15 protein-coding genes are annotated in these 22,997 nt (G+C 66.1%); 14 read left to right on the top strand and 1 reads right to left on the bottom strand.

Annotation, left to right across the window (positions count from 1 at the left end):
- The first annotated feature begins 4 nt into the window (after nt 1-4).
- From tssH to L5014_RS04475, 11 genes are all read left to right on the top strand, one after another.
- Nucleotides 5-2,791 carry a type VI secretion system ATPase TssH gene (gene tssH / locus L5014_RS04525; protein WP_238462372.1) on the top strand — a complete coding sequence of 929 codons (2,787 nt, stop codon included), beginning with the start codon at nt 5-7 and terminating at the stop codon, nt 2,789-2,791.
- A gap of 21 nt (nt 2,792-2,812) precedes the next feature.
- Nucleotides 2,813-3,202, top strand: a complete 390-nt coding sequence (locus L5014_RS04520) for a DUF4280 domain-containing protein (RefSeq protein ID WP_238462371.1) — start codon at nt 2,813-2,815, stop codon at nt 3,200-3,202.
- A gap of 13 nt (nt 3,203-3,215) precedes the next feature.
- Nucleotides 3,216-5,225 (top strand): type VI secretion system Vgr family protein, encoded by a 2,010-nt coding sequence (locus tag L5014_RS04515; protein ID WP_238462370.1) that lies wholly within the window; start codon nt 3,216-3,218, stop codon nt 5,223-5,225.
- Nucleotides 5,226-5,282: 57 nt separating this feature from the next.
- Nucleotides 5,283-7,310: a type VI secretion system-associated FHA domain protein TagH gene (gene tagH, locus L5014_RS04510; RefSeq protein WP_238462369.1), complete on the top strand. Its 2,028-nt coding sequence runs from the start codon at nt 5,283-5,285 to the stop codon at nt 7,308-7,310.
- Nucleotides 7,311-7,378: 68 nt separating this feature from the next.
- Nucleotides 7,379-8,713, top strand: coding sequence for a type VI secretion system baseplate subunit TssK (gene tssK, locus L5014_RS04505; RefSeq protein ID WP_238462368.1), 1,335 nt, complete (start codon nt 7,379-7,381; stop codon nt 8,711-8,713).
- 73 nt (nt 8,714-8,786) lie between these two features.
- Entirely contained in the window at nt 8,787-10,052 is a 1,266-nt protein-coding gene (locus tag L5014_RS04500; protein WP_238462367.1) for a DotU family type VI secretion system protein, read from the top strand.
- Nucleotides 10,049-13,654 carry a type VI secretion system membrane subunit TssM gene (tssM, locus tag L5014_RS04495; protein ID WP_238462366.1) on the top strand — a complete coding sequence of 1,202 codons (3,606 nt, stop codon included), beginning with the start codon at nt 10,049-10,051 and terminating at the stop codon, nt 13,652-13,654. The genes L5014_RS04500 and tssM overlap by 4 nt, the downstream gene beginning before the upstream one ends.
- Entirely contained in the window at nt 13,651-14,331 is a 681-nt protein-coding gene (gene tagF, locus L5014_RS04490; protein WP_238462365.1) for a type VI secretion system-associated protein TagF, read from the top strand. Before tssM ends, tagF begins: the two co-directional genes overlap by 4 nt.
- A 123-nt stretch (nt 14,332-14,454) precedes the next feature.
- A complete protein-coding gene (locus L5014_RS04485; protein ID WP_238462364.1) occupies nt 14,455-15,057 on the top strand; it encodes an OmpA family protein in 603 nt (200 codons plus the stop codon).
- A 206-nt stretch (nt 15,058-15,263) separates the two neighbouring features.
- A complete protein-coding gene (locus L5014_RS04480) occupies nt 15,264-16,133 on the top strand; it encodes a hypothetical protein (RefSeq protein ID WP_238462363.1) in 870 nt (289 codons plus the stop codon).
- 72 nt (nt 16,134-16,205) lie between these two features.
- A complete protein-coding gene (locus L5014_RS04475) occupies nt 16,206-17,009 on the top strand; it encodes a class I SAM-dependent methyltransferase (protein ID WP_238462362.1) in 804 nt (267 codons plus the stop codon).
- 611 nt (nt 17,010-17,620) lie between these two features.
- Here L5014_RS04475 and L5014_RS04470 read toward each other — a convergent pair.
- The gene (locus L5014_RS04470) at nt 17,621-18,880 is read right to left on the bottom strand and encodes a pyridoxal-phosphate-dependent aminotransferase family protein (RefSeq protein WP_338019261.1); all 1,260 of its coding nucleotides are present in this window, start codon (nt 18,878-18,880) and stop codon (nt 17,621-17,623) included.
- A 313-nt stretch (nt 18,881-19,193) separates the two neighbouring features.
- On the opposite strand from L5014_RS04470, the gene L5014_RS04465 reads away from it, so the two are divergent.
- The 3 genes from L5014_RS04465 to livH all read left to right on the top strand — a co-directional run bounded on the left by L5014_RS04465 (nt 19,194) and on the right by livH (nt 22,991).
- Nucleotides 19,194-19,589 carry a PaaI family thioesterase gene (locus L5014_RS04465; protein ID WP_238462361.1) on the top strand — a complete coding sequence of 132 codons (396 nt, stop codon included), beginning with the start codon at nt 19,194-19,196 and terminating at the stop codon, nt 19,587-19,589.
- Between the two features lie 1,147 nt (nt 19,590-20,736).
- Entirely contained in the window at nt 20,737-21,864 is a 1,128-nt protein-coding gene (locus L5014_RS04460) for a branched-chain amino acid ABC transporter substrate-binding protein (protein ID WP_238462360.1), read from the top strand.
- A gap of 200 nt (nt 21,865-22,064) precedes the next feature.
- Nucleotides 22,065-22,991, top strand: coding sequence for a high-affinity branched-chain amino acid ABC transporter permease LivH (gene livH, locus L5014_RS04455; protein WP_238462359.1), 927 nt, complete (start codon nt 22,065-22,067; stop codon nt 22,989-22,991).
- Nucleotides 22,992-22,997 lie beyond the last annotated feature (6 nt).

Here is a 22,997-nt window from a genome sequence, read left to right as displayed (position 1 = left end):
AGACATGGCCGAGATCAAGCGTGCAGCGCTCTTTGGCAAGCTCAACCAGCTAGGCTTTCGTGCGCTCGAAAGCGCGAACATGTTTTGCCGCCTGCGCGGCAACCCCTATATCGAACTCGTGCACTGGTTCCATCAGATCCTGCAATTGCAGGACTCGGACCTGCACCGGCTCGTGCGTCACTACGGGATCGACCCGGCGCGGCTCGCCGGCGATCTCACCGCCGCGCTCGACCGTCTGCCGCGCGGCGCTTCGTCGGTCACGGACATTTCCTCCCAGGTGGAGGAAGCCGTCGAGCGCGGCTGGGTGTTCGGCTCGCTGATGTTCGGTGAGTCGCAAGTGCGTACCGGCCATCTGATTGTCGGACTCCTGAAGACTCCGTCGCTGCGCAACACGCTCTATGGCATCTCGCGGCAGTTCGAGCAGATCAAGCTAGACGCGCTGTGCGAGGAGTTCGACCGCTTGCTGCGCGATTCGCCCGAAGCGGCGATGGGCGCGAGCGACGGTTTCAATGCAAACGCGGGCGCGGGCGGCGAGAGCGACGCCGCAGGCATGCCGCCCGCGGCCATGGGCAAGCAGGAGGCGTTGCGCCGCTTCACCACCGATCTCACCGAGCAGGCGCGCAGCGGCAAGCTCGACCCCATCGTGGGCCGCGACGAGGAAATCCGCCAGGTGGTGGACATCCTCATGCGGCGGCGCCAGAACAACCCCATCCTCACGGGCGAAGCCGGCGTGGGCAAGACGGCGGTGGTGGAGGGCTTCGCGCAGCGCATCGTCGCGGGCGACGTGCCGCCCTCGCTGCGCGACGTGGAACTGCGCGCGCTCGACGTGGGCCTCTTGCAGGCCGGTGCGAGCATGAAGGGTGAATTCGAGAACCGGCTGCGCCAGGTGATCGAAGAGGTGCAGGCCTCGGAAAAGCCCGTGATTCTTTTCATCGACGAAGCCCATACGCTGGTGGGCGCGGGCGGCGCGGCCGGCACCGGCGACGCCGCCAATCTGCTCAAGCCCGCGCTCGCGCGCGGCACGCTGCGCACCGTCGCGGCCACGACCTGGGCCGAGTACAAGAAGCACATCGAGAAGGACCCCGCGCTCACGCGGCGCTTCCAGGTGGTGCAGGTGGGCGAGCCGGACGAAGAGAAGGCCATCCGCATGATGCGCGGCGTGGCTTCCACGATGGAGCAGCACCACAAGGTGCAGGTGCTCGACGAGGCGCTGGAGGCCGCCGTGCGGCTCTCGCACCGCTACATTCCCGCGCGCCAGTTGCCCGATAAATCGGTGAGCCTGCTCGATACGGCATGCGCGCGCGTGGCCGTGAGCCAGCATGCCACGCCGCCCTCGGTGGACGACGCGCGCAAGCGCATCGCCGCGCTCGAAACGGAGCTGGAGATCATCGGCCGCGAAACGGCGGTGGGCATCGAGACGCGCGAGCGCGAAGCGTCGGCCAGCGAAAAGCTCGCCGTGGAACGCGAGCGCCTTGCGCAACTCGAAGCGCGCTGGGAGACGGAGAAGGGGCTGGTTCGGCGGATTCTTTCGTTGCGCGCGCAACTTCGCGAGCGAACGGGCAAGGTCGAGGGCGGCGCGAATGCCGCTGGCGTGGCTGCGTCAGGCACTGCGAATGGCGCCGATGAAGCGCGCGCGAATGGTACGAAAGGTACGAATGGCGCGAACAGCGCGAACAGCGCGAACAGCGCGCCAGCGTTCGATCCCGAAGCGCTGCGCGCCGAGTTGCGCGACTTGCAGGCGGAGCTTGCGAGCCACCAGGGCGAGGAGCCGCTGATCCTGCCCACCGTCGACCGCCAGGCCGTGGCCTCGGTCGTGCAGGACTGGACCGGCATTCCCGTGGGCCGCATGGTGCGCAACGAGATCGAGAACGTGCTCAAGCTCGCCGAGAATCTGAACCGGCGCATCATCGGCCAGGGCCACGCCACCGAGATGATCGCGCGGCGCATCCAGACGTCGCGCGCGGGCCTCGACAATCCGAACAAGCCGATTGGCGTGTTCATGCTCGCGGGCACCTCGGGCGTGGGCAAGACCGAGACGGCGCTCGCGCTCGCCGAAGTGCTCTACGGCGGCGAGCAGAACGTCATCACCATCAACATGAGCGAGTATCAGGAGGCGCATACGGTGTCCTCGCTCAAGGGCGCGCCTCCGGGCTACGTGGGTTACGGCGAGGGCGGCGTGCTCACCGAGGCCGTGCGCCGCCGCCCCTATAGCGTGGTGCTGCTCGACGAGGTGGAGAAGGCGCACCCCGATGTGCACGAGATCTTCTTCCAGGTGTTCGACAAGGGCTGGATGGAGGACGGCGAGGGCCGCGTGATCGACTTCAAGAACACGCTCATCCTGCTCACGACCAACGCGGGCACCGACCTCATTACGAATCTTTGCAAGGATCCCGAACTGATGCCCGATCCAGAGGGCATCGCGAAGGCGCTGCGCGAGCCCCTGCTCAAGGTGTTCCCGCCCGCGCTGCTCGGGCGCGTGGTGACGATTCCGTATTACCCGCTCTCCGACGAGATGTTGGGCGCGATCATCCGCCTGCAACTTTCGCGCATCGAAAAGCGGCTGCGCCTCTCGCACAAGGTGCCGTTCCTCTACGACGACGACGTGGTCAAGCTCATCGCGAGCCGCTGCACGGAACTGGAGAGCGGCGGGCGCATGATCGACGCGATCCTGACCAACACCTTGCTGCCGCGCGTCTCCACCGAGTTCCTCACGCGCATGATGAACGGCGGCGGCGTGGCGAAGGTGCAGGTGGGCGCGCGCGACGGCGAGTTTGTTTATACGTTCGACTGAACCGGCCCTGGGAGAACGACCATGCCTCAACAGGTCAGCATGGGGGCCACGCTGCAATGCTCGTTCGGCGCCGCGCCGTCGAGCCTCGTGGTGCTGCCCGTCAATCAGGTGATGGGCGAAGGCCCGCCCGCCGCGAACATCATGGACCACATTCCGATGGTCAACATCATGCCGTTCGGCGTGTGCTCGTCGCTGGCCAATCCACAGGTGGCCGCGGCCACCTCGGCGGCGCTCGGCGTGCTCACGCCCATGCCGTGCATTCCCGCGACCTTCTCGCCCTGGGCGCCCGGCGCGCCGACCGTGCTGCTCGGCAACCAGCCGTCGCTCGACAACGTCTCGAAGTGCATGTGCAACTGGGGCGGCGTGGTGTCGATCGTCAACCCGGCCACCGTCAAAACGATGATTCCCTGACTGATTCCTTGAGATGACCTCGCAAGATACGAACCGCAACGTGGCAGTGAATTGCAAGGGGACCGACGCGAACCTGCTGTTCCTGCGCATGACCGGCAGCGACGAACTGGGCCGCCTGAGCGAGTACCGCGTGGACCTGCTGTGCGAGCAGAACACGGTCACGCCCGCGCAGGTGCTCGGCCAGGATCTGTCGATCGCGCTCGCGCTGCCCGCGGGCGGCGAGCGCCAGTTCAACGGCATCGTCACGGTGTTCCGCATGATCTCGCCGGGCAATCAGCAGTACGGCAGCATGGCCGGCTACCAGGCCGTCGTGCGCCCGCGCCTGTGGCTGCTCACGCGCGGCTCGCATTGCCGCTTCTTCTACGAGAAGACGGTGCCCGAGATCGTGATGAGCGTGCTCAACGACTACAACGTGGACGTGACGAACCGCTGCACGGCAACCTATCCGAAGCGCGAGCATTGCGCGCAATACCGCGAGACCGATTTCGACTTCGTGAGCCGGCTCATGGAGCACGAGGGCATCTACTACTATTTCGAGCACGCGCGCGGCCGCCAGACCATGGTGCTGGCCGATGCGGGCGACGTGCACGGCCCCATCCCGAACTATCGCAGCATGCCGTACCGCGACCGCGATGCGGCTGCACGCGAGGACATGGAATGCGTCTACGAGTGGTTTGCGGGCGGCGAGTTGCAGACGGGCCACTACGAGACGAACGACTACGACTTCGAAAAGCCCTCGTCGAGCCTGCAAGGCGGCCTGCGCTCGCGCGCCACGCGCACGCAGACTTACGACGCGCCGAGCTACACGATGCAGGAGCATCTCAGCGGCCATACCGCGCCCGCCGACGGCGACCGCTACGCGCGCGTGGGCGTGGAGATCCGCCAGGCACGCAACGACAGCATCGAAGGCCGCTCCACGATGCGCGGCATCTGGCCGGGCGGGTTGCTGCAAATGAGCGATCATCCCGTGGATGGCTGGAACGATGGGTATCTGGTCGTGAGCGCGGTCTATGAAGTCAATTCGGATGCCTATGTGTCCAACCGCGTATCCAACCGCGCGGCACCGGGGCAGAGCCAGCTGCCGTTCTTCGACTGTGCATTCACGGCGCTGCGCAAGGACAACCAGTTCCGCGCCGAGCGGCTGACGCCGCGCGCGGTGGTGGGCGGTTTGCAGACGGCGGTGGTGGTGGGCGACAGTGGCTCGGAAATCTTCACCGACGATTACGGCCGCATCAAGGTGCAGTTCCACTGGGAGCAGCTTTACGAAAACGAAAGCAGCACGGTCACGGACCGCTGCTGGGCGCGCGTATCGCAGGGCTGGGCGGGCAAGACCTGGGGCATGTTCTTCCTGCCGCGCGTGGGGCAGGAGGTGATCGTCGAATTCATCGAAGGCGACCCCGACCATCCGCTCGTCACGGGCAGCGTCTACAACGCGAGCCTGATGCCGCCGTACAAGCTGCCCGCGAATTCGGCCGTCGCCACGATCAAGAGCAACTCCACGCCCAATGCGTCGGGTAATAACGAGGTGCGCTTCATCGACAAGGCCGGCGCCGAGCAGTTGTTCTTTCATGCGCAGAAGGACCATGAGACCTGGGTGATCAACGACGCGCTGATGAACGTCGGCAACGACCGTCACCTGACGGTCAAGGCGAACGAGTATGTGAAGGTGAGCGGCGAGCGGCACGACCACGTAACGGGTGCGCAGAACGCCAAGGTGGACGGCACGGCCTCGCTCACCGTCGGCGAGAAGCTTCAGGAGAAGGTGGGGACGAACTACGCCATCGACGCGGGCCAGAACATTCATATCAAGGCGGGCATGAACGTGGTGATCGAGGCCGGCATGAGCATCACCTTGAAGGCGGGCGGCGCGTTCGTGGTGATCGGGCCGAGCTCGGTTGCAGTGTCGGGCACGCCGATCCTGCTGAATTCGGGCGGATCGGCGGGGTCGGGCGAGGGCGCGTCGCCCACGGCGCCCACCGACCCCACGGACGCTGACGATGGCACGAAGAAAGTCGAGTCTTGAGGTTTCATCAGGTGATCTGCAATCCTGATGAAACGACGGGGAGAACAGGGTAATGCGATGCAACTGACCAATCCGATCCTCACGCTGCGCGTGGCGAAGTACAACGACGAGCCGCTCGCCGAACCGATCGCGGTGCGCTTCGGCCCGGACGGCGGCACGATCGGCCGCGCGACCACCTGTACGCTCGTGCTGCCCGACCAGCAGCGCGCGATCTCGCGCGTGCATGCGCGCGTGGAGTGCCGGGGCGGCGAGTATCTGCTATGCGATCTCGGCGCCAACCCGAGCGTGCTGAACCAGCGCGCGCTGGGCGGCACGCGCGAGGCGCGGCTCGCGCACGGCGATCAGGTGATGATCGGCGCGTATTTGCTGGAGGTGGCGCTGGCCGAGGCCGCCGCACAGGACGAGGCGAAACCCTTCGGGCACGATCCGCTCGCGGGCGTGCAGGTGTTGCGTGGCGCACCGCAGGCCGACGATGCGGCGTTGCCCGAGAACCCGTTCGCGCCGGGCGGATTCGGCAATGCGGCTGGGGTGGGTGGCCTGGGTGGTTCGGGCGGGCTCGATGCGCTTGGTGAGGCGTGTCTGGGAGCAGGTGAGCGCGTTGTGGCGCGGCCCGGCTATGCCGGTTCGGAGAGCGATCACATCTCGCCCGAGTGGCAGGCGCTCACGCCGCCTTCGCTTGCGCCCGCCGTGCCGGCTGCGGCTTTTTCTGCCGGGGGCGGTATTCCGGCTGATTACGATCCGTTGGCCGATGCGCCGGGCGTTGGTGCGCCGGGCGCCGCTGCGCTCGCGCAGTGGGAGTCGGGCGGCGCGGCGGGGCATGCAGGGGTGTCGACGCCTGGTGTTGCGACGCCCGGCGTAGCGACGCCCGGCGCTTTTTCCCCGCATGTGGTGCCTGTCATGACGCCAGCGATGACGCCGGAAATGACGCCAGCGCCGCCGCTCGTGCAGCCGCCGATGCCGGCGTCGTCGCAAACTTTTGGCGCCATGCCTGGCGTTGCCGATCCGCTCGGCCTTGGCGCGGGAGGGCCGACGGGCCTGCCCGCGAGTCTGCTTGGCGACGCGGCACCGCATGGCGCGTCGCCCTTCGACGATCTCTTTGCTCCGGCCACGCCTTCCGCGCCGCCCGTCTTCGCGCCGCCTTCACAGCCTGCTGCCGTACCACAAGCGCAGCCGCACCAGATGCTGCCCTCCGTGACGCAAATCTTTGCGCCCGCGTCACATGCGCCGCAGCCACAGCCACAGCCACAGCCTGAACTATCGCTTGCCGAACAGGCGGAGGCTGAAGACCCGATGCCGCCGCAGCAACCCGCTGCGCCCGCCGCCGCGCAGGACTTCACGCCGGCACCCGCGCCATCACCAGCGCAGGCAGACGGCACGCCCACACCCGCATCCGCCTCCGCGCAAAACGAAGCCGTGCTCGCGGCGCTGCTCGAAGGCCTGGGCCTCGAACCTGGGCGCGCGCCGAACCTGCCCGCTGCGGATCTCGCGCGGCTCGCCGGCGCGATGCTGCGCGACGCGCTGCGCGGGACCATGGCGGTGTTGCGTGCGCGCTCGATGACCAAGCGCGAGGCGCGGCTCGACACCACGCTCATCGTCGCGCGCGACAACAACCCGCTCAAATTTTTCCCCGATGTGGACAGCGCGCTCGCGCAAATGCTCACCGGCCGCGCGCAAGGCTACCTGCCGCCGGACGAAGCGGTCGCGCGCGCGTTCGTCGATATCGAATCGCACGAACTGGCCGTGCTCGTGGGCATGCGCGCGGCGCTTGCGCAGGTGCTCGCGCGCTTCGATCCGGCCACGCTCGAAGCGCAGTTGAGCGAGCAGGGCGTGCTCGACCGCGTGCTCTCGAACCGCAAGGCGAAGCTCTGGGACCGTTTCGTGGAGTTGCGCGCCGGCATCGCGCGCGAAGCGGAGGACGACTTCCAGAAGCTCTTCGGCAAGGCATTCAACGACGCTTACGAGGCGCAGGTGGACGCCCTGCAACGCGCCCGCGAAGCGGAGCGCGCAGCGGACCGCACGGCGGGACGAACGGCGGGCGAGGGTGAACCGCCCAAACCGCCCGAACCGAAAACGGGGCCCGCCTGAAGCGCGCGTAAATCGGCGCAAGCAGCCACCTTTCATACATACGACGAACACACGACGACGAGAACAACGTGTCCTGGAACAGCAAAGTCATCTGGTCGGAAGGCATGTTTCTGCAGCCGCATCATTTGCAGCAGCATGACCGCTATTTGCAGGCGCAGCTAGAGACGCGCGCGGGCGGCTTGCGGCCCTATGCGTGGGGCTTCGCGTCGCTCGAGATCGACGAGCAACTGCTCAAGCTCGGCAAGCTCGCGCTGCTTGCATGCTCGGGTGTCTTCCCCGACGGCACGGCCTTCAACCTGCCCGCCGACGACGATCTGCCCGAGCCGCTCGACATCCCCGAGGGCACGCGCGGCATGCTCGTCACGCTCGCCTTGCCGGTGCGCCGGCCCGGCGTGCCGGAAACAGGCAATGAGGATAGCGAAGAAAATTTCGCGCGCCATCGCCGCGCGGAAGCCGAAGTGGCGGACAGCAACGATCCGAACGCGAGCGCGGCACTGGTGGAGATCGGCAAGCTGCGCGTGCGCCTCGCGCTGGAGCCCGACGTGGCGAACGCCTACGCCACGCTTGGCGTCGCGCGCGTGATCGAGCGGCAGCCCGACAATCGCGTCGTGCTCGAAGCCGACTACAGCCCGTCGTGTCTGGAGTACCGCGTGGCGCCGCGCCTGCGCGCCTTCGCCGACGACCTCGTGGGTCTCTTGCACCAGCGCGGCGAGGCGTTGGCCGCGCGCCTCGTGCAGCCCGGCGTGACGGGCGTGGCCGAAGTCTCCGACTTCCTGCTGCTCGAACTCATCAACCGCGCGGAGCCGCTTGCGGCGCATTTCGCCACGATGACGGCTTTGCATCCCGAGTCGCTCTATCGCATGGTGGTGCAACTCGCGGGCGAACTGGCCACATTCAGCCAGAAGAACAAGCGCCCCAATGCGTACCCCGTCTATCGTCACGACCGTTTGCGCGAGACCTTCGCGCCCGTGATCGACGATTTGCGCGCGGCGCTCAGCATGGTCATGGACCCGCATGCGGTGCCGATTCCGCTGGAAGAGCGCAAGTTCGGCCTGCGCGTTGCACTGGTGCCCGACAAGAACCTGTTCGCCTCGGCCACCTTCGTGCTCGCGGTGCGCGCGCAGATGCCCGCCGAAGCCATCCTCACCGGCTTCGCGCCGCAAGTGAAGATCGGGCCGATCGAGCGCATCCGCGATCTCGTGAATCTGCAACTGCCCGGTATCGGCTTGCGCGCGCTGCCCGTGGCGCCGCGCCAATTGCCGTTCCATGCGGGATTCACATACTTCGAGCTCGATCGCGGCAATGAACTGTGGAAGCAGTTCGCGGCCTCGGCGGGTATGGCATTGCACGTCGCGGGCGAATTCCCCGGCCTCGCGATGGAGTTCTGGGCGATCCGCCGCTAAAGGCATCGACACCTTTGCGCAGGCGCGCCATCGATTGAGGAGGACGTGCACCGTGTCACCCGAAGACCCACGCATGAGCGCCGACCCCGGCGCCACGATCCTGATCCCGACGCCGGGCGGCACGCGCGCGCCGTTCGTGGCGGCAGCTGCGAGCGTCGCGCCGATTCCGGCCGGCGCGGGCGGTCTGAATCCGCTGCTGCGCGCGGCCAATCCGCTCATCGACCTCGCGCTGCCGCTGCGGGAGCTACCCACGCACCCCGACCTGGAACAGTTGCGCACACAACTTATCCAGATGATGCGCGCGTTCGAGACGCAGGGGCGCGCGAGCGGCTACGACGACGAAAAGCTGGGCGCCTCGCGCTACTGCCTCTGCACCTTCCTCGACGAGGCGATTTCCAGCACGCCTTGGGGCGCGGGCGCATGGGCGAGCCGCAGCCTGCTCGTGACCTTCCATAACGAGGCCTCGGGCGGCGAGCGCTTCTTCCTGATTCTCCAGCGCCTCGCACAGAACCCCGGCGCCAACGTCGACGTGCTCGAACTGATGTACGTGATACTCGGCCTGGGATTCGAAGGACGCTATCGCCTCATCGACGGCGGGCGCACGCAGCTCGACGCCGTGCGCGAACGGCTCGAACAGATGATCCGTGGCCAGCGCGGCGCCATCGAGCGCGAGCTTTCGCCGCAATGGCAGCCCGTGAACGCCGAGCGCAAGCCGCTGTTGCAACTGGTGCCGCTGTGGGTGGCGGCGGCCGTGGCCTGCGTCGTGCTGGTGGTCGCGCATCTGGTGCTGAGCTTCCGGCTCAACGACGCTTCGGATGGCGTGTTTCAGGCGCTGCACGCGATCCGCGTCGCGCCGCCGCCAGTGATGGTCGCGAAGATGGAGGCCGCGCCCAAGCCTGCGCCGAAGCTCTCGAAGTTCCTCGCGCCCGAGATCGCGCAGGGCCTCGTGCGTGTGACCGAGCAACCCGACCGCACGGTCGTCGAGGTGAATGGCGATGGCCTCTTCGCCTCGGGTAGTGCGGAGCTGACGTCCACGTATCTGCCCATCGTTGAGCGCATCGGCGACGCCTTGAAGGACGTGCGCGGCAACGTCGTGGTCACGGGCCACACCGACAATCAGCGCCTCATTTCCGCGCGCTTCCCGTCGAACTGGCATCTCTCGCAGGCCCGCGCGGAGACCGTGAAGAGCCTGCTGGCCGCCCGCACCGGCACGCCCGCGCGCTTCACCGCCGAAGGGCGCGGCGACACCGAGCCCATCGCGCCGAACGACTCCGCGGCCAACCGCGCGCGTAACCGCCGCGTGGACATTGCCGTGCTCGCACCGGGAGCCACGCCATGATCAAAAAACTGCTGGACTGGGTGCGACGCAAGATCGTGCTCTCGTTTCTGGGCGTGCTCGCGCTTGCGCTGATCGTCTGGATCGAAGGGCCGCTGTTCGCGTGGGCGGGCAGCGCGCCGCTCGAATCGAGCGCGAGCCGCTGGATCGTGATCGCGATCCTCTTCCTGCTGTGGGCGCTCTATTGGTTCGTGCGCTGGCTGCGCGTGCGCCTCGCCAACGTGAAGTTCACGCGCGTAGTGGCCGAGGGCGCGGAGCAAGCGGCGCCCGGCAAGGAGCAATCGGACGCCGACGTGAACGCGCTGCGCAAGCGCTTCGAAGAGGCCATGGCCATTCTGCGCAAGTCGCGTGTGAAAGGGCGCTTCGGCAGCCAGTATGTGTATCAACTGCCGTGGTACATGTTCGTGGGCGCGCCTGGCACCGGCAAGACCACGACGCTCACGCATTCGGGCCTGAAATTCCCGCTCTCGACGCAACTGGGCGATCAGGCCGTGGGCGGCGTGGGCGGCACGCGCAACTGCGACTGGTGGTTCACCGACGACGCAGTGCTGCTCGACACGGCGGGCCGCTTCACCACCCAGGACAGCTTCGCCGCCGCCGATCAGGCCGCATGGGGCGGCTTCCTGCAACTGCTGCGCAAGTACCGTCCGCGCCGTCCGCTCAATGGCGTGATCGTGGCGGTATCGGCGCAGGACCTGCTGCAACTCTCGGACACGCAGCGCGCGCTGCAAGCCTCGGCTGTGCACGAGCGCCTGAAGGAACTCGATGAGCGGCTCGGTACGCGCTTCCCGGTCTATGTGCTGGTGACGAAATGCGATTTGCTGGCCGGCTTCGCCGAGTTCTTCGACGACCTCGGCCGCGACGAACGCGAGCAGGTCTGGGGCATGACGTTCGCATTCGACGATGGCAGCAGCCCGGAAAAACCAGGCAATCCGAACGATGCGTCTGCACAGATCTCAGCGCAGATCTCAGCACAATTCCCCGCGCAGTTCGAAGCGCTGGCGCAGCGCTTGCAGGCGCGCGTGCTGCACCGCATGCAGCAGGAGACGGACACGCGCCGGCGCGCGCTGGTTTACGGTTTCCCGCAGCAGTTCGCGGGGCTCGAAGGCGTATTGCAGGCCTTCCTCAACGATGCGTTCAGTGCGTCGCGCTACGAGAAGCCGGTGCTGTTGCGCGGCGTCTATTTCACGAGCGGCACGCAGGAAGGGCGCCCGATCGACCGGGTCATGAGCGCCGTGGCGGCGGCGCTGGGCCTCCAGCAGCAGGTCTTGTTGCCCGATGCATCGGCGGGCCGCGCGTATTTCATCACGCGGCTGCTACGCGATGTGATCTTTCACGAGGCCGGGATCGCGGGCACCAACCGCAGGCTGGAGCGGCGGCGTGCGTGGCTCCAGCGCATTGCGCTTGGCGCGATCGCGCTCGTCACGCTGCTCGCGCTCGGTGCGTTCTTCATCAGCTATCAACGCAACGAAGCCTATGTGGCGCACGCGGCGCAACAGGTTCAGGCGCTCAAGCAACTCGCGCAGGCCACGCCGCCCACCGACAATCCGCTCGCGCTGCTGCCGCTCCTGAACGCCGCGCGCGACTTGCCGGGCGGCTACGCGCAACGCAACGCGAGCGCGCCGTGGCTCTCGCGGCTCGGGCTCTACCAGGGCGACAAGCTCGGGCTCGAAGCGCAGGCGAGCTACCGCCGGCTGCTGGGCCAAACGCTGCTGCCGCTCGTGGTGCGGCGCATGGAAGAAGAGTTGCGGCGCGGCGATGCGAACAACGGCGAGTTCCAGTACGAAGTGCTGCGCGCCTACCTGATGCTCGGCGACCCATCGCACTACGACGCCGACGCGGTGCGCCTGTGGGCCGATATCGACTGGCAGCGCGGCCCGTTGCGCGATGCGAGCGACGCCCAGCGCAACGACATCGACGGTCATCTTGCGGCGCTGTTCGAGCCCGCGTTTTTCGATCCCTCGCTGCCGCTCGACAAGAACCTGATTGAGCAGGCGCGCACGAACCTTGCGAAGATGCCGCTCGCGCGACGCATGTTCGACAGCGTGCGGCGCGATCTCGACGCCCAGCGTCTGCCCGATTTCAGCGTGGCCAGCGTGGGCGGCCAGAACGCCGCGCTCGTGCTGGTGCGCAAGAGTGGCGCGCCGCTCACGCGCGGCGTGCCCGGCGCGTTTACGCGCACGGGCTATGCGAAGTTCCTCACGTTGCGCGATACGGCGGTGCTCGACGTGGCGCGCGACAACTGGGTGCTCGGGCGCGAGGAGCAGGTGCTCACGCCCCAGGCGGCCAACGACCTCAAGACCGCAATGACCCAGCTCTACTACGATGAATACATCCGTCAATGGGATGCGCTGCTCGGCGATATCGACGTGATTGCGTTCGATGGCGTGGACAAGGGCGCGCGCGTGGCCTATGCGCTCGGCAACACCGATTCGCCGCTGCGCGCGGTGATGGTGGCGGCGGCGGCCCAGGAGACCACGCTCGGCAATCTCAACCGTGGCGGATCGATCGGCGCGCAGGCGGGGGCGCTCATCAACGGCAAGATCGAGGCGATGAAGAAGAAGCTGGAGAGCGCGCTCGGCAGTGCCCCCGAAGACAACGCGAACGGCGCGCCCGCGCAGGTCAATCCGGTCGATGCGCATTTTCAGGCACTGCACGACCTCGTGGGCAAGCCGGGGGCGCAAGGGGCGCAAGGACCGTCGCCGCTCGACACACAACTCGCGGCGCTCAAGGACGCGGCCACCTACCTCCAGGCCGCCGATGCCGCGCGCCGCCAGGGCCTGGCGCCGCCGCCCGGCGACGCCATCGCCAAGCTCAAGCTCGCCTCGCAGGGCGCGCCCGCGCCGCTCGCGGCAGTCGCCAACGACGTGGCGGCCGGCGCGACAGCGCTCATGGCGGGCGGCGAGCGCGCGCGTCTGAATGCGCTGTGGCTCGCGAACGTCGGGCAGTTGTGCAAGCAGGCGCTCGATGGGCGCTACCCGCTGGTGCGTAGCTCCACACGCGATGCCGCGCCCGACGACTTCGGCCGCCTGCTCGCGCCGGGCGGCTTGATAGACGACTTCTTCCAGAAGAATCTGCAGAACTTCGTCGATATGTCGGGGCCGGTGTGGCGCTGGAGGCCGGGCACGGAATCGCCTGGCATTCCTGCGGATGTGCTGGTGCAGTTCCAGCGCGCCGCGCAGATTCGCGATGCGCTGTTCCGCGCGGGCGGACGCGATGTGTCGGTGCGCTTCACGGTGAAGCCGATCGCGATCGATCCGTCGATCACGCAATTCACGCTCGACGTGGACGGCCAGCAATGGGTCGTCAAGCCGGGCGCGAACGAGGGCATGGGCTTCCAGTGGCCGAGCGGCAAGGGCACGGGGCAGGCGCACGTGGAATTCGCGCCGCCCGGCGCTGGCGACGCACCGCGCGCCGACGGTCCGTGGGCGCTTCTGCATCTGATGGATAAAGCACAATTGCAGCAGATGGGCCAGCCCGACCGCTTCAAGATCGATTTCGTCTCGGATGGCCGGCACGTCCAACTGGAGCTAGATGCGAGCAGCGTGACGAATCCGTTCCGGCGCGGCATGATCGATCAGTTCCGGTGTCCTGATCGTCTATGAGCGAGACGGGATTCTTCGGCAAGGTGCGCACGCACGGCGACTTTGTCGCGCGGCGCTTGCCAGCGGTGTTTATCGAGCCGTGGGACCGCAGCGTCCAGGCGGGCATGCTGGAGGCGCGCTCGCGCTACGGCGCGCAGTGGCTGCCGCTCTATTTGAACGCGCCGGTATGGTGTTTCGCGCTGGGCGGGACGCTATGCGGCGATGAGGCTTGGGCGGGCGTGCTGATGCCGGGCGTGGACCGCGTGGGGCGCTATTTCCCGTTCACGCTCGCGCGGCCGATGGCGCCTGCGTCGCTCGCGAACTGGCTGCGCGGCGCGCAGGCATGGTTCGATGCGGCGGTCGAACTCGCGCTTTCGACGCTTGCACCGTCGTTCGACCTCGAACGTTTCGACGAACAGGTACGTGCGCTGGATGGAGTGGGGGAATTCGAGCGGGAAGGTGATGCGCCGTGGCGTTACGCTTGCGTGCAGGAGGGCGAAAACCCTGGCGTTGCGCTGGGCGAGTGCCTTGCCACACACGCGGCGGCAGGCGCGAGCATATGGTGGAGCGAAGGATCGGACGCGGTCGCGGCGACGCTGCGCGTTTGCGCCGGCCTGCTCGACGGGCCGTGTTTCGCGGATCTGCTCGACGCGGCGCAGGCGCCGTGGCAAGCTGCAATCGCGCTGCGCCGTGCATGAGGCGCAACGCGTGTCGGGACGCGGCGAGATCGGGAAGCCGATAAGCCGCGAAAGGCCTCGAAACGCCGCTAAAAATGCCCGATGCGCGCCAATGCGCAAGATTGCATTCAACGGAGAGATAACATGCTGGTTTTCATGAAGAACGTTTCGCAAGCGGGACTCAGGCGTGCGTGGCCCGCCGCGCTTGCGTGCTGCGCCCTTGCGATCGCGATGCAGACTCCGGCCCACGCCCAGGTGATGAAAGAGAGGGACATCACCGAGCAGTCGGTCACCAAGGCGCTCATGCCGAACGAGACTACCGGCGACGTGCTCACGCGCGGCTTTGTGCTCTCGAACCAGCAGCCGGGCGCGTTGTCGCCGAAGGCGAAGCGGCCGGAAAAAGCGCCATCGGCGCAAATGCTGATTACTTTCGCCACGAATTCCACGGACCTCACGAGCACGGCGCGTGGCGCGCTCGACAGGGTCGCACGCGCGTTGCAGTCCGACAAGCTCTCCGCATACCGGTTCCGCGTGGAAGGCCACGCCGACCCTCGCGGCAACGCCGATACGAATATGACGCTCTCGCAGGGACGCGCCCAGGCCGTGGTGGATTACCTCACGCAGCAGGACGGCATTGCAGCGGAGCGCTTGAGCGCCGTGGGCAAGGGCTCGAGCGAGCCGCTCAATACGCGCAATCCGGCCGCACCTGAAAACCGCCGCGTGACGATCGTGACTGTCACCGACTGAACGACGTGGCGCTCTCGCGCATGTCCAGCGGACTGCCGGGTGCCGGCTCGCGCGCGTGCACAGGTATCGCTAACGTTGCGCGCGCAACGATAGTGTGCGTGCTTGCCGGTTTCGCTGCGCCGGGCGTTGGTGCTGCTGGTGCTTCTGGCACATCCGGTACGCCTGGTGTACTTGGTGCACTTGGTGCGCTTCGTGGTGAAACTGGCATGCCACAGGCGACGGCCACGCTAAGCGCCCAGCTCGCCGGAGCGTTCGAGCCGCACCCCGAAGTCATGCGCCTGCCGCTCGCGCAGCTCGCAGGCGCATTGCCGCCTGGCCCGACGCTGCGGCTCTACGCGGTCACGGACCAGCCCGGCCTCTACGTGCTGCATGCGCCGAGCCTGGCGGCGCAGGGCGCGATGTTCTCGCGCGTCGTGGCGCTGATCGAGCGGCGCGACATGCCGCGCGACCACGTGGTAACGATGAACGCCGTGGCCGCGAACGCGCGCCGTTTCGGCGAGGATCCGGCGGGGCTCACGGCGGGCAACAACTTCAGCGCGGCGCAGATCGCGCAGTTCTTCGAGCTGGCGCAGCGGCAGCATGTGAGCCTGACCGAAGGCGAGCGTGCGTTGCAGACGCTGCTCGCGCAATGGGGGCTCATCCGGCAAGAGGCGGGCGAGGGCGGCATGACGTGGCGCGCCGCCTCGCCGCGCGATTTCCTCATCACGATTCCGGGCACGGGCAAGGGACCCGCGGGCGAAGCGATCGACACCGAAGTGCGCGCGGCGATCCTGAGCCACGAACTCGGGCATTGGCGCTTTTTCTCCGACCCCGACTATGCCCACGCATGCCGCACATACTGGTGGCATCAACTGACGTTCACCGAACGCGAAGCGCTGACCGAAGAACTCACGAGCATGGGCTACGACCCGTCGGACCGCATCGTGATCGACGAATTGCAGGCCTACTTGCTGCACACGCCTGCGCGCTACATGCCGCTCGCCGATTTGCCGGGCGCGGGGGGCGTGGACATCGCGCGCGTGAAGCGGGGGCTGGAACTGAGCGTGCGCAGCGTTCGGCAAAACGCGGGACAATAGCGCTTTCGCGCTTTACAGCCGCTTTACAGCCTCTTGCCACCGCTTACCGTCGCTTACCGCCGTCACGCCAGCATGCAGAACGATCCCCACGCCAACGCCTCTTCCGCACCCGACTCCCACACCGACGCCGCTTCCACCACGAACGCCGCGCCCGAACTGCCGGGCCGCGCGAACTACACGCAGTTCGCGCAGCGCTATGCGCAAATGGCGCCGGAAAAGCCGCACAACGCACTTTACGAGCGTCCAGCCACGGCCGCGCTGCTGGGCGAAGTGGCGGGCCTTTGCGTGCTCGACGCGGGCTGCGGCCCGGGCATCGTCAGCGTCGAACTGGCGCGTGCAGGTGCGAAGGTGCACGCATTCGACGTGACGCCCGCGATGGTCGAACTCGCGAAGTCGCATTGCGCGGGCTTGCCCGTGGAGGTGGCGCAAGGCGATCTGGGCCAGCCGCTCACGTGGCTCGCCGATGGGCAGTTCGATCGTATCGTTTGTTCGCTCGCGCTCGATTATGTGGAGCAGCTTGCGCCCACGTTCGCGGAGTTCCGGCGCGTGGCGCGGCCCGGTGCACTGCTGGTGTTCTCGATGGCGCATCCCATGCGCGACTGGATCGATACGCGCACGCGCGGCGGGCGCTCGTACTTCGAGACCACGCGGTTTGGATTGCATTGGGGTGGGTTTGGGGAGCCCAAGCCCTATGTGGAGGCTTATCGCAGGCCGCTGGCCGATATCGTTAATGCGCTTGTCGAGAGTGGCTGGGTGATCGAGCAACTCGTTGAGCCGCTGCCGCAGCCGGAGATGAAGGCCGTGGCGCCCAAGCTTCATGCGGAACTTGCGCAGGCGCCAGCGTTTGTTTGTGTGCGGGCGCGGTGTTCTTTGTGAGTGGGGTTTTTTTGGTGGTGTTTTCTGTCGCGTTTCCTTGTTTTCGTGTCGGTCTATTAGCGTTGCCCCTGTGCGGGGCGGCACCTACTTTTCTTTGCAGCGGCAAAGAAAAGTAGGCAAAAGAAAGCCGCTCAAACCGCTAGTGTTACGCAGTGCACCTCTTGCCGTTAATCGGAGCGGTTCCGGAGCGTCTGTCACCACGCGGCGTCTTTCGGAGTGACAAAGGGCTCATTCCTCCGGCGGCGCTGCGCGCGCCGTGGGGCATAATCCAAAACCAGAGGAATGCATACGAATCGATGCAGCGCATGCGTATTCGAGTACCCAGGCAGCACGCCTGGTTTCCCTTGCAGACCCGACCGCTGCGCGCGTAGCGAGCAGCGGGATGAATGAGTCCTTTGTCACTAACGTTGAATGTGCGAGGTGACGGATGCCCCGGAACCACTTCGATTAACGGCAAGTGGTGTACGGCGTCACACTGGCGGTTTGAGCCGCTTTCTTTTGCCTACTTTTCTTTGCGGCTGCAAAGAAAAGTAGGTGCCGCCCCGCACAGGGGCAACGCTAATAGACCACCACGAAAACAAGGAAACGCGAAAAAAAAAGCCGCCCACCCTTCAACGTGCCGCCGAAAGAGACTCTTCAAGCGCAGCTACACCAGCAGGCAGATCCACCTTCACACCCAGATCGCACATCGTGCGCCCGAGCGCATGCACGGTCCGAAACAGATGGTGCTCGCGGCATTGCTCGCCCATCTGCCCGATGCGCACGATGGGGAGTCCGAACGATCCAGCAATCTCCACCTGATATTGCTGCGAGATATGCCCGCACACATCGCGCGGCGTAACGCCTGCGGGCAGCGCGATACCGACCACGGAGTTCAATCGACAAGCTTCAGGCGTATAGAGCTCGAGCCCAAGCGCCGTCACGCCGCTTTGCAGCGCAAACGAGCACCGCTGATGCCGCGCGAAGCGCTTTTCGAGCGTCTCCGTGCAGACGAGTCGTAGCGCCTCGTGCAGCGCGAGCACACCCGAGACGGGCGCGGTGTAGTGATAGCCCGCGTTGTGCCAGAAGTTCTCGGCGAGCGTGGCATCGAGGCACCAATGCGTGTTGGGCGTGGTGCGCGTGCGCACGCGCTCCCAGGCCGCGTCGGAAAACGCGATCAGCGAAACGCCGGGTATCGACGAAAGCCCTTTCTGGCCGCCAGTGATGACCACGTCGATGCCCCATGCGTCCATTTCCAGCGGCATCGTGCTCAGCGTGCAGACGGCGTCCACGACGACTAGCGCGCCCGAAGCCTTCGCGATGCGCACGATGTCCCTCAACTGGCGGTTCCAGACCGTGTTGGAAGTCTCGCCGTGCACCACGGTGACGACCTCGGGGCGCGTGCGCTCGATGGCCTGCGCGAGCGCGTCGAGCGAGACGATCTCGCGGTCGGCCACGTCGAGCGTCGCGACCTCGGCGCCGACGCGGCGCGCCATCTCCGCCATCCGCCCGCTGAAAAAGCCGTTCGCGATGGAGAGCACGCGCGTGCCCGGCCACGCGAGATTCGACACCGCCATTTCCATGGCCGCCGAGCCGGGGCCGGCCACGCCGAGCACCCAGTTCGAGCGCGTCTGGAATACATAACGCGCCATGGACTTCACCTGGTCGATGACGCGCGCCATGGTGTCGCCGAGGTGATTGATGACGACCGAGTTGGCCTTCGCCACGGCGTCCGGGATGGGCACGGGACCGGCGCCCATCATGAGGAGCGGCTCCTCGGGCAGGATGTGGTCGAGCGCGTCGACGCTCGGGCAGGGGACCGGCAATGCCGCGGCGGCCGCCGCCGCCCGTTGCTGGGTCAGGGAGTCGGTGGGGCGCGTGTTGTCGGTCATGATGAGGTCCTTTGCAAGGCTGGTGAGAGATGCTCGCACGTGGGCGGCGGGGAAAGGCACAGTGTTCTCCGGGGGCGTCCATTAAACCATATACAGTTGCGCGGATTTTCTCTGAACAGTAGGCCGTGTCTCCGGGCCCGCTGCGGCGCCGGTTGCGGAGTCCTATAATCGGCAGCGAACAGGCACGGCGCTATCGGCGCAGGCATGGCGCATGCATGGCGCAGGCAAGGCGCACGCATGGCACACGCGGGGCACACACATGGCGCCGGGCCGCATCGACACCGCTTATCGACATCATCAAGGGGACAACAGCATGCCGCAATTCGCCGTCGACAATCCGTTTCTCGAAACCCTCGGCGTGAGCGTCGCGCAGTGGCGCGAGGGCTACGCGGAACTGCTCATGCCCATCGACGCTTCGAAGCTCAACCGCCAGGGCGTGCTGCAAGGCGGGGCGATTGCCACGCTGCTCGATGCGGCGGCGGGCTATGCGGGTCTGTTCGCGGACCACGGGCAACCGCCGAGGCACGGCTTCACACTTTCGCTCACCACCAACTATCTCGACAAGGGGCTCGGGCAGTTCGTGCGGGCCAAGGGCTTTCTCGAGCGCGGCGGCCGTTCGATCTTCTTCGCGCGCGCGGAAGCCTGGGTGGACGACCGCTTGCTGATCGCGAGCGCGCAGGGCACGTTCAAGTATTCGAAGACGGCCTGAATCGCTTGTGTGTACCGCAGTGTATCGCTGTGTATCACTACATCCCGCCGGGATTTTGTTCGGATTCCCTGGGAGATTCCTGTAAACAGAAAAACCCGCCAACCGTGAAGAGGCGGGCTTTTTGCGCGTATCGCACGCGCAGCGTCTAGCCCGCCTTCAGCTCGTCGCGCACGCCATCGCGAATCGCGTCCGCGGGGCGTGCGCGTGGCGCAGCCCGGCATGAGCCCCGCATGCCGTGCGCCGCCATGGTGCATGGACCGGCGGCGAGGCTGCGAGCATACCACGGCCCCTCGCGTGTCCTGAACGCGTTCCGGGCGGATGGTGCTCGGATGCGACGGTGTTGCGGCGGCGGGCAGTAAATCCCGTCCGCGATTTTCAGGAAAAATCGGCGAGAAGCCGGAAGTTTTCCTGGTTTCTGATTGGAAATAATGGATCGGCGTGCGCGGCGAGATTATGGGTTGGTTGCGCCGGTGGCGCAAAATTTCATTGAAATGCAAATGTAATTTTTGTTAATGGAATCAATGAGTTGGCGTGATTTGCATTTAGGGTTTTCACTATCATTGGTGTATGGTTTTCTCGAAAATTCGGTGCCTCGTTAAAATAATGGATCGGGTGGATAAATATAATCGATGACGCGTTCCCGTGATTTTCCGGAGAAGGAGATCGAAAATCAAAATTTCCGATGGGAAATTAATTTCTGCGAGCCTCCGCCAGACGGGCCTCCAGCGGCTCCGCAACGTCTTCGAACCCCTTTGCACGCCGATTTTTCAAGGGTTTTCGCCTCTCGACGGGCGATTTTTATCAATTGACATATGCCAATATCCCTATCGATATCCGAAAAAACCCTCGGTTGCGGAGGGGATGGTTTTATTGATAGCATCCGCCGGTCGCTGATTGAAGCCGGACCACCTTTCCGGTTTTAAATGCAGCGAACGGGGCAGGCGGATCGCTTGCGCAATAGAGGCTGTATCCACGGTCTCTCCGAACTGAAGCCGCTACCAGGCGGCCGAAACATGCCGGGCCCCGTTGCGTCTTTTGTCTTTTGGCCCGTCCTGGTTGTCCCCCCTGGTGAGTCCTTGGGGTGCTGTTCGTTTGCGCAGGTCACGCCGTCTGCCCGGTTGACCCGAAAACAATCGAGGAGCTCCTGATGACGCCGTTGTCCTGCCTTAACCGCCTTACTTCCATTTCCGTGGCCGCCGCGCTGCTCGCTTTTGGTACAGCCGCGAACGCCGACACCGTGAAGATCGCCATTGCCGGCCCGTTCAGCGGCGCGGTCGCCCAGTACGGCGACATGGTCAAGGCGGGCGCCCTGACCGCGATCGAGCAGATCAACGCCGCTGGCGGCGCGAACGGCAACAAGCTCGAAGCGGTCCTGATGGACGACGCATGCGAGCCGAAGCAGGCCGTCGCGGTCGCGAACAAGATCGTCTCGCAGCACATCCAGTACGTGGTCGGCCACGTCTGCTCGGGCTCGACGATTCCCGCTTCGGACATCTACGAGAATGAAGGCGTGGTGATGGTCACGCCGTCGGCTACCGCGCCGCAACTCACCCAAGGCAAGAAGCGCCAGTACGTCTTCCGCACGATCGGCCGCGACGACCAGCAAGGTCCGGCTGCTGCCGCCTACATCATCAACAAGGTCAAGCCGAAGAAGGTCGCGATCCTGCACGACAAGCAGTCGTATGGTCAGGGCATCGCCACGTCGGTCAAGGCCGCGCTCGACAAGGCGCACATTCCCGTCGTCGTGTTCGAAGGCATCAATGCAGGCGATTCGGACTACTCGGCAGTGGTCACCAAGCTCAAGTCGCAGGGCGTGGACTTCGTCTACTTCGGCGGCTATCACCCGGAAATGGGCTTGCTGCTGCGCCAGTCGCGTGAGCAGGGCGTGAAGGCCACCTTCATGGGACCGGAGGGCGTGGGCAACAAGGACGTGACGGCGATCGCCGGCCCGGCCTCGGAAGGCATGCTCGTCACGCTGCCGGCCGACTTCGCTTCGGACCCGGCCAACGCGAAGCTGGTGAAGGCTTTCGCCGACGCCAAGCGCGACGCGAACGGTCCGTTCCAGATGCCGGCTTACGCCGCCGTCGAAGTGATCGCCAGCGGCATCGCGGGCGCCAGGAGCACCGACCCGACCAAGGTCGCGGCCTGGCTGCACAAGAACGCCGTCAGCACGCCGATCGGCAAGGTCGAGTACGACCCGCAGGGCGACCTGAAGTCGTTCCGCTTCGTCGTCTATACGTGGCACAAGGACGCCACGAAGACCGCCGCGAACTGATCCCGGCTGCGCAGCCGGCGCGGCCGCGAACGCCCCGCTTCCCGCCTCGGCGGGTGGGGCGTTTTTGCAGTGCTTGCGTGCGCAACGAAATACAAAAAACTCGGGTCGACACCGCTTCAAAGGCCGCTTCAAAGATCGCATCAAAGATCTCTTATCGGCTTCAATCGGCTTCAATCGGCTTTGCGCCGCGGGGCTTACGCATGAATGATTTTCTTCCGCAGTTCACCCAGCAGCTCGTCAACGGGCTCACGCTGGGTGCGATCTATGCGCTGATCGCCATCGGCTACACGATGGTCTACGGCATCATCGGCATGATCAACTTCGCTCACGGCGAGATCTACATGATCGGCGCCTATGTGGGCCTCGTCACGCTCACGGCAATCGGCGTCTCGGCGGGCTATCCGCTGCCGCTCGTGCTGGGCGCGGCGCTCATCGTCTCGGTGCTGGTCACCGGGCTCTACGGTTTCGCGGTCGAGCGCGTCGCGTATCGGCCGCTGCGCGGCGGGCCGCGCCTCGTGCCGCTCATTTCCGCCATCGGCATGTCCATCTTTCTGCAGAACTACGTGCAGATCGGGCAGGGCGCGCGCGATGTGTCGGTGCCGATGCTCATCTCCGGCGCGCTTGACTTCAACATGGGCGGCAACTTCGACGTGACGATTCCGTATGCGCGCATGCTGATCGTCGGCGTGACGGTCGTGCTGATGATCGCGCTCACGCTCTTCATCTCGCGCTCGCGCATGGGTCGCGCCTGCCGCGCCTGCGCCGAGGACATGAAGATGGCCAACCTGCTCGGCATCGACACGAACCGCGTGATCTCGTTCACGTTCGTGCTCGGCGCGATGCTCGCGGCGGTGGGCGGCGTGCTGATCGGCCTCACGATCGGCAAGCTCAATCCGTATATCGGCTTCATCGCGGGTATCAAGGCGTTTACGGCTGCGGTGCTAGGCGGCATCGGCAGCATTCCGGGCGCGATGCTCGGCGGCGTGCTGCTCGGTCTTGCCGAAACGCTCGCATCGGGCTACATGCCGGCCGAGTACAAGGACGTCGTGGCGTTCGGCCTGCTCGTGCTCGTGCTGCTGTTCCGTCCCACCGGCCTGCTCGGCAAGCCGGACGTCGAAAAGGTGTGAGGGCCA

It is taken from the genome of Paraburkholderia tagetis (genome assembly GCF_022213065.1).
Taxonomy (GTDB): domain Bacteria; phylum Pseudomonadota; class Gammaproteobacteria; order Burkholderiales; family Burkholderiaceae; genus Paraburkholderia; species Paraburkholderia tagetis.
The sequence above is the reverse complement of the archived record's forward strand: the minus strand, read 5'-3'. Positions and strand labels throughout refer to the sequence as shown.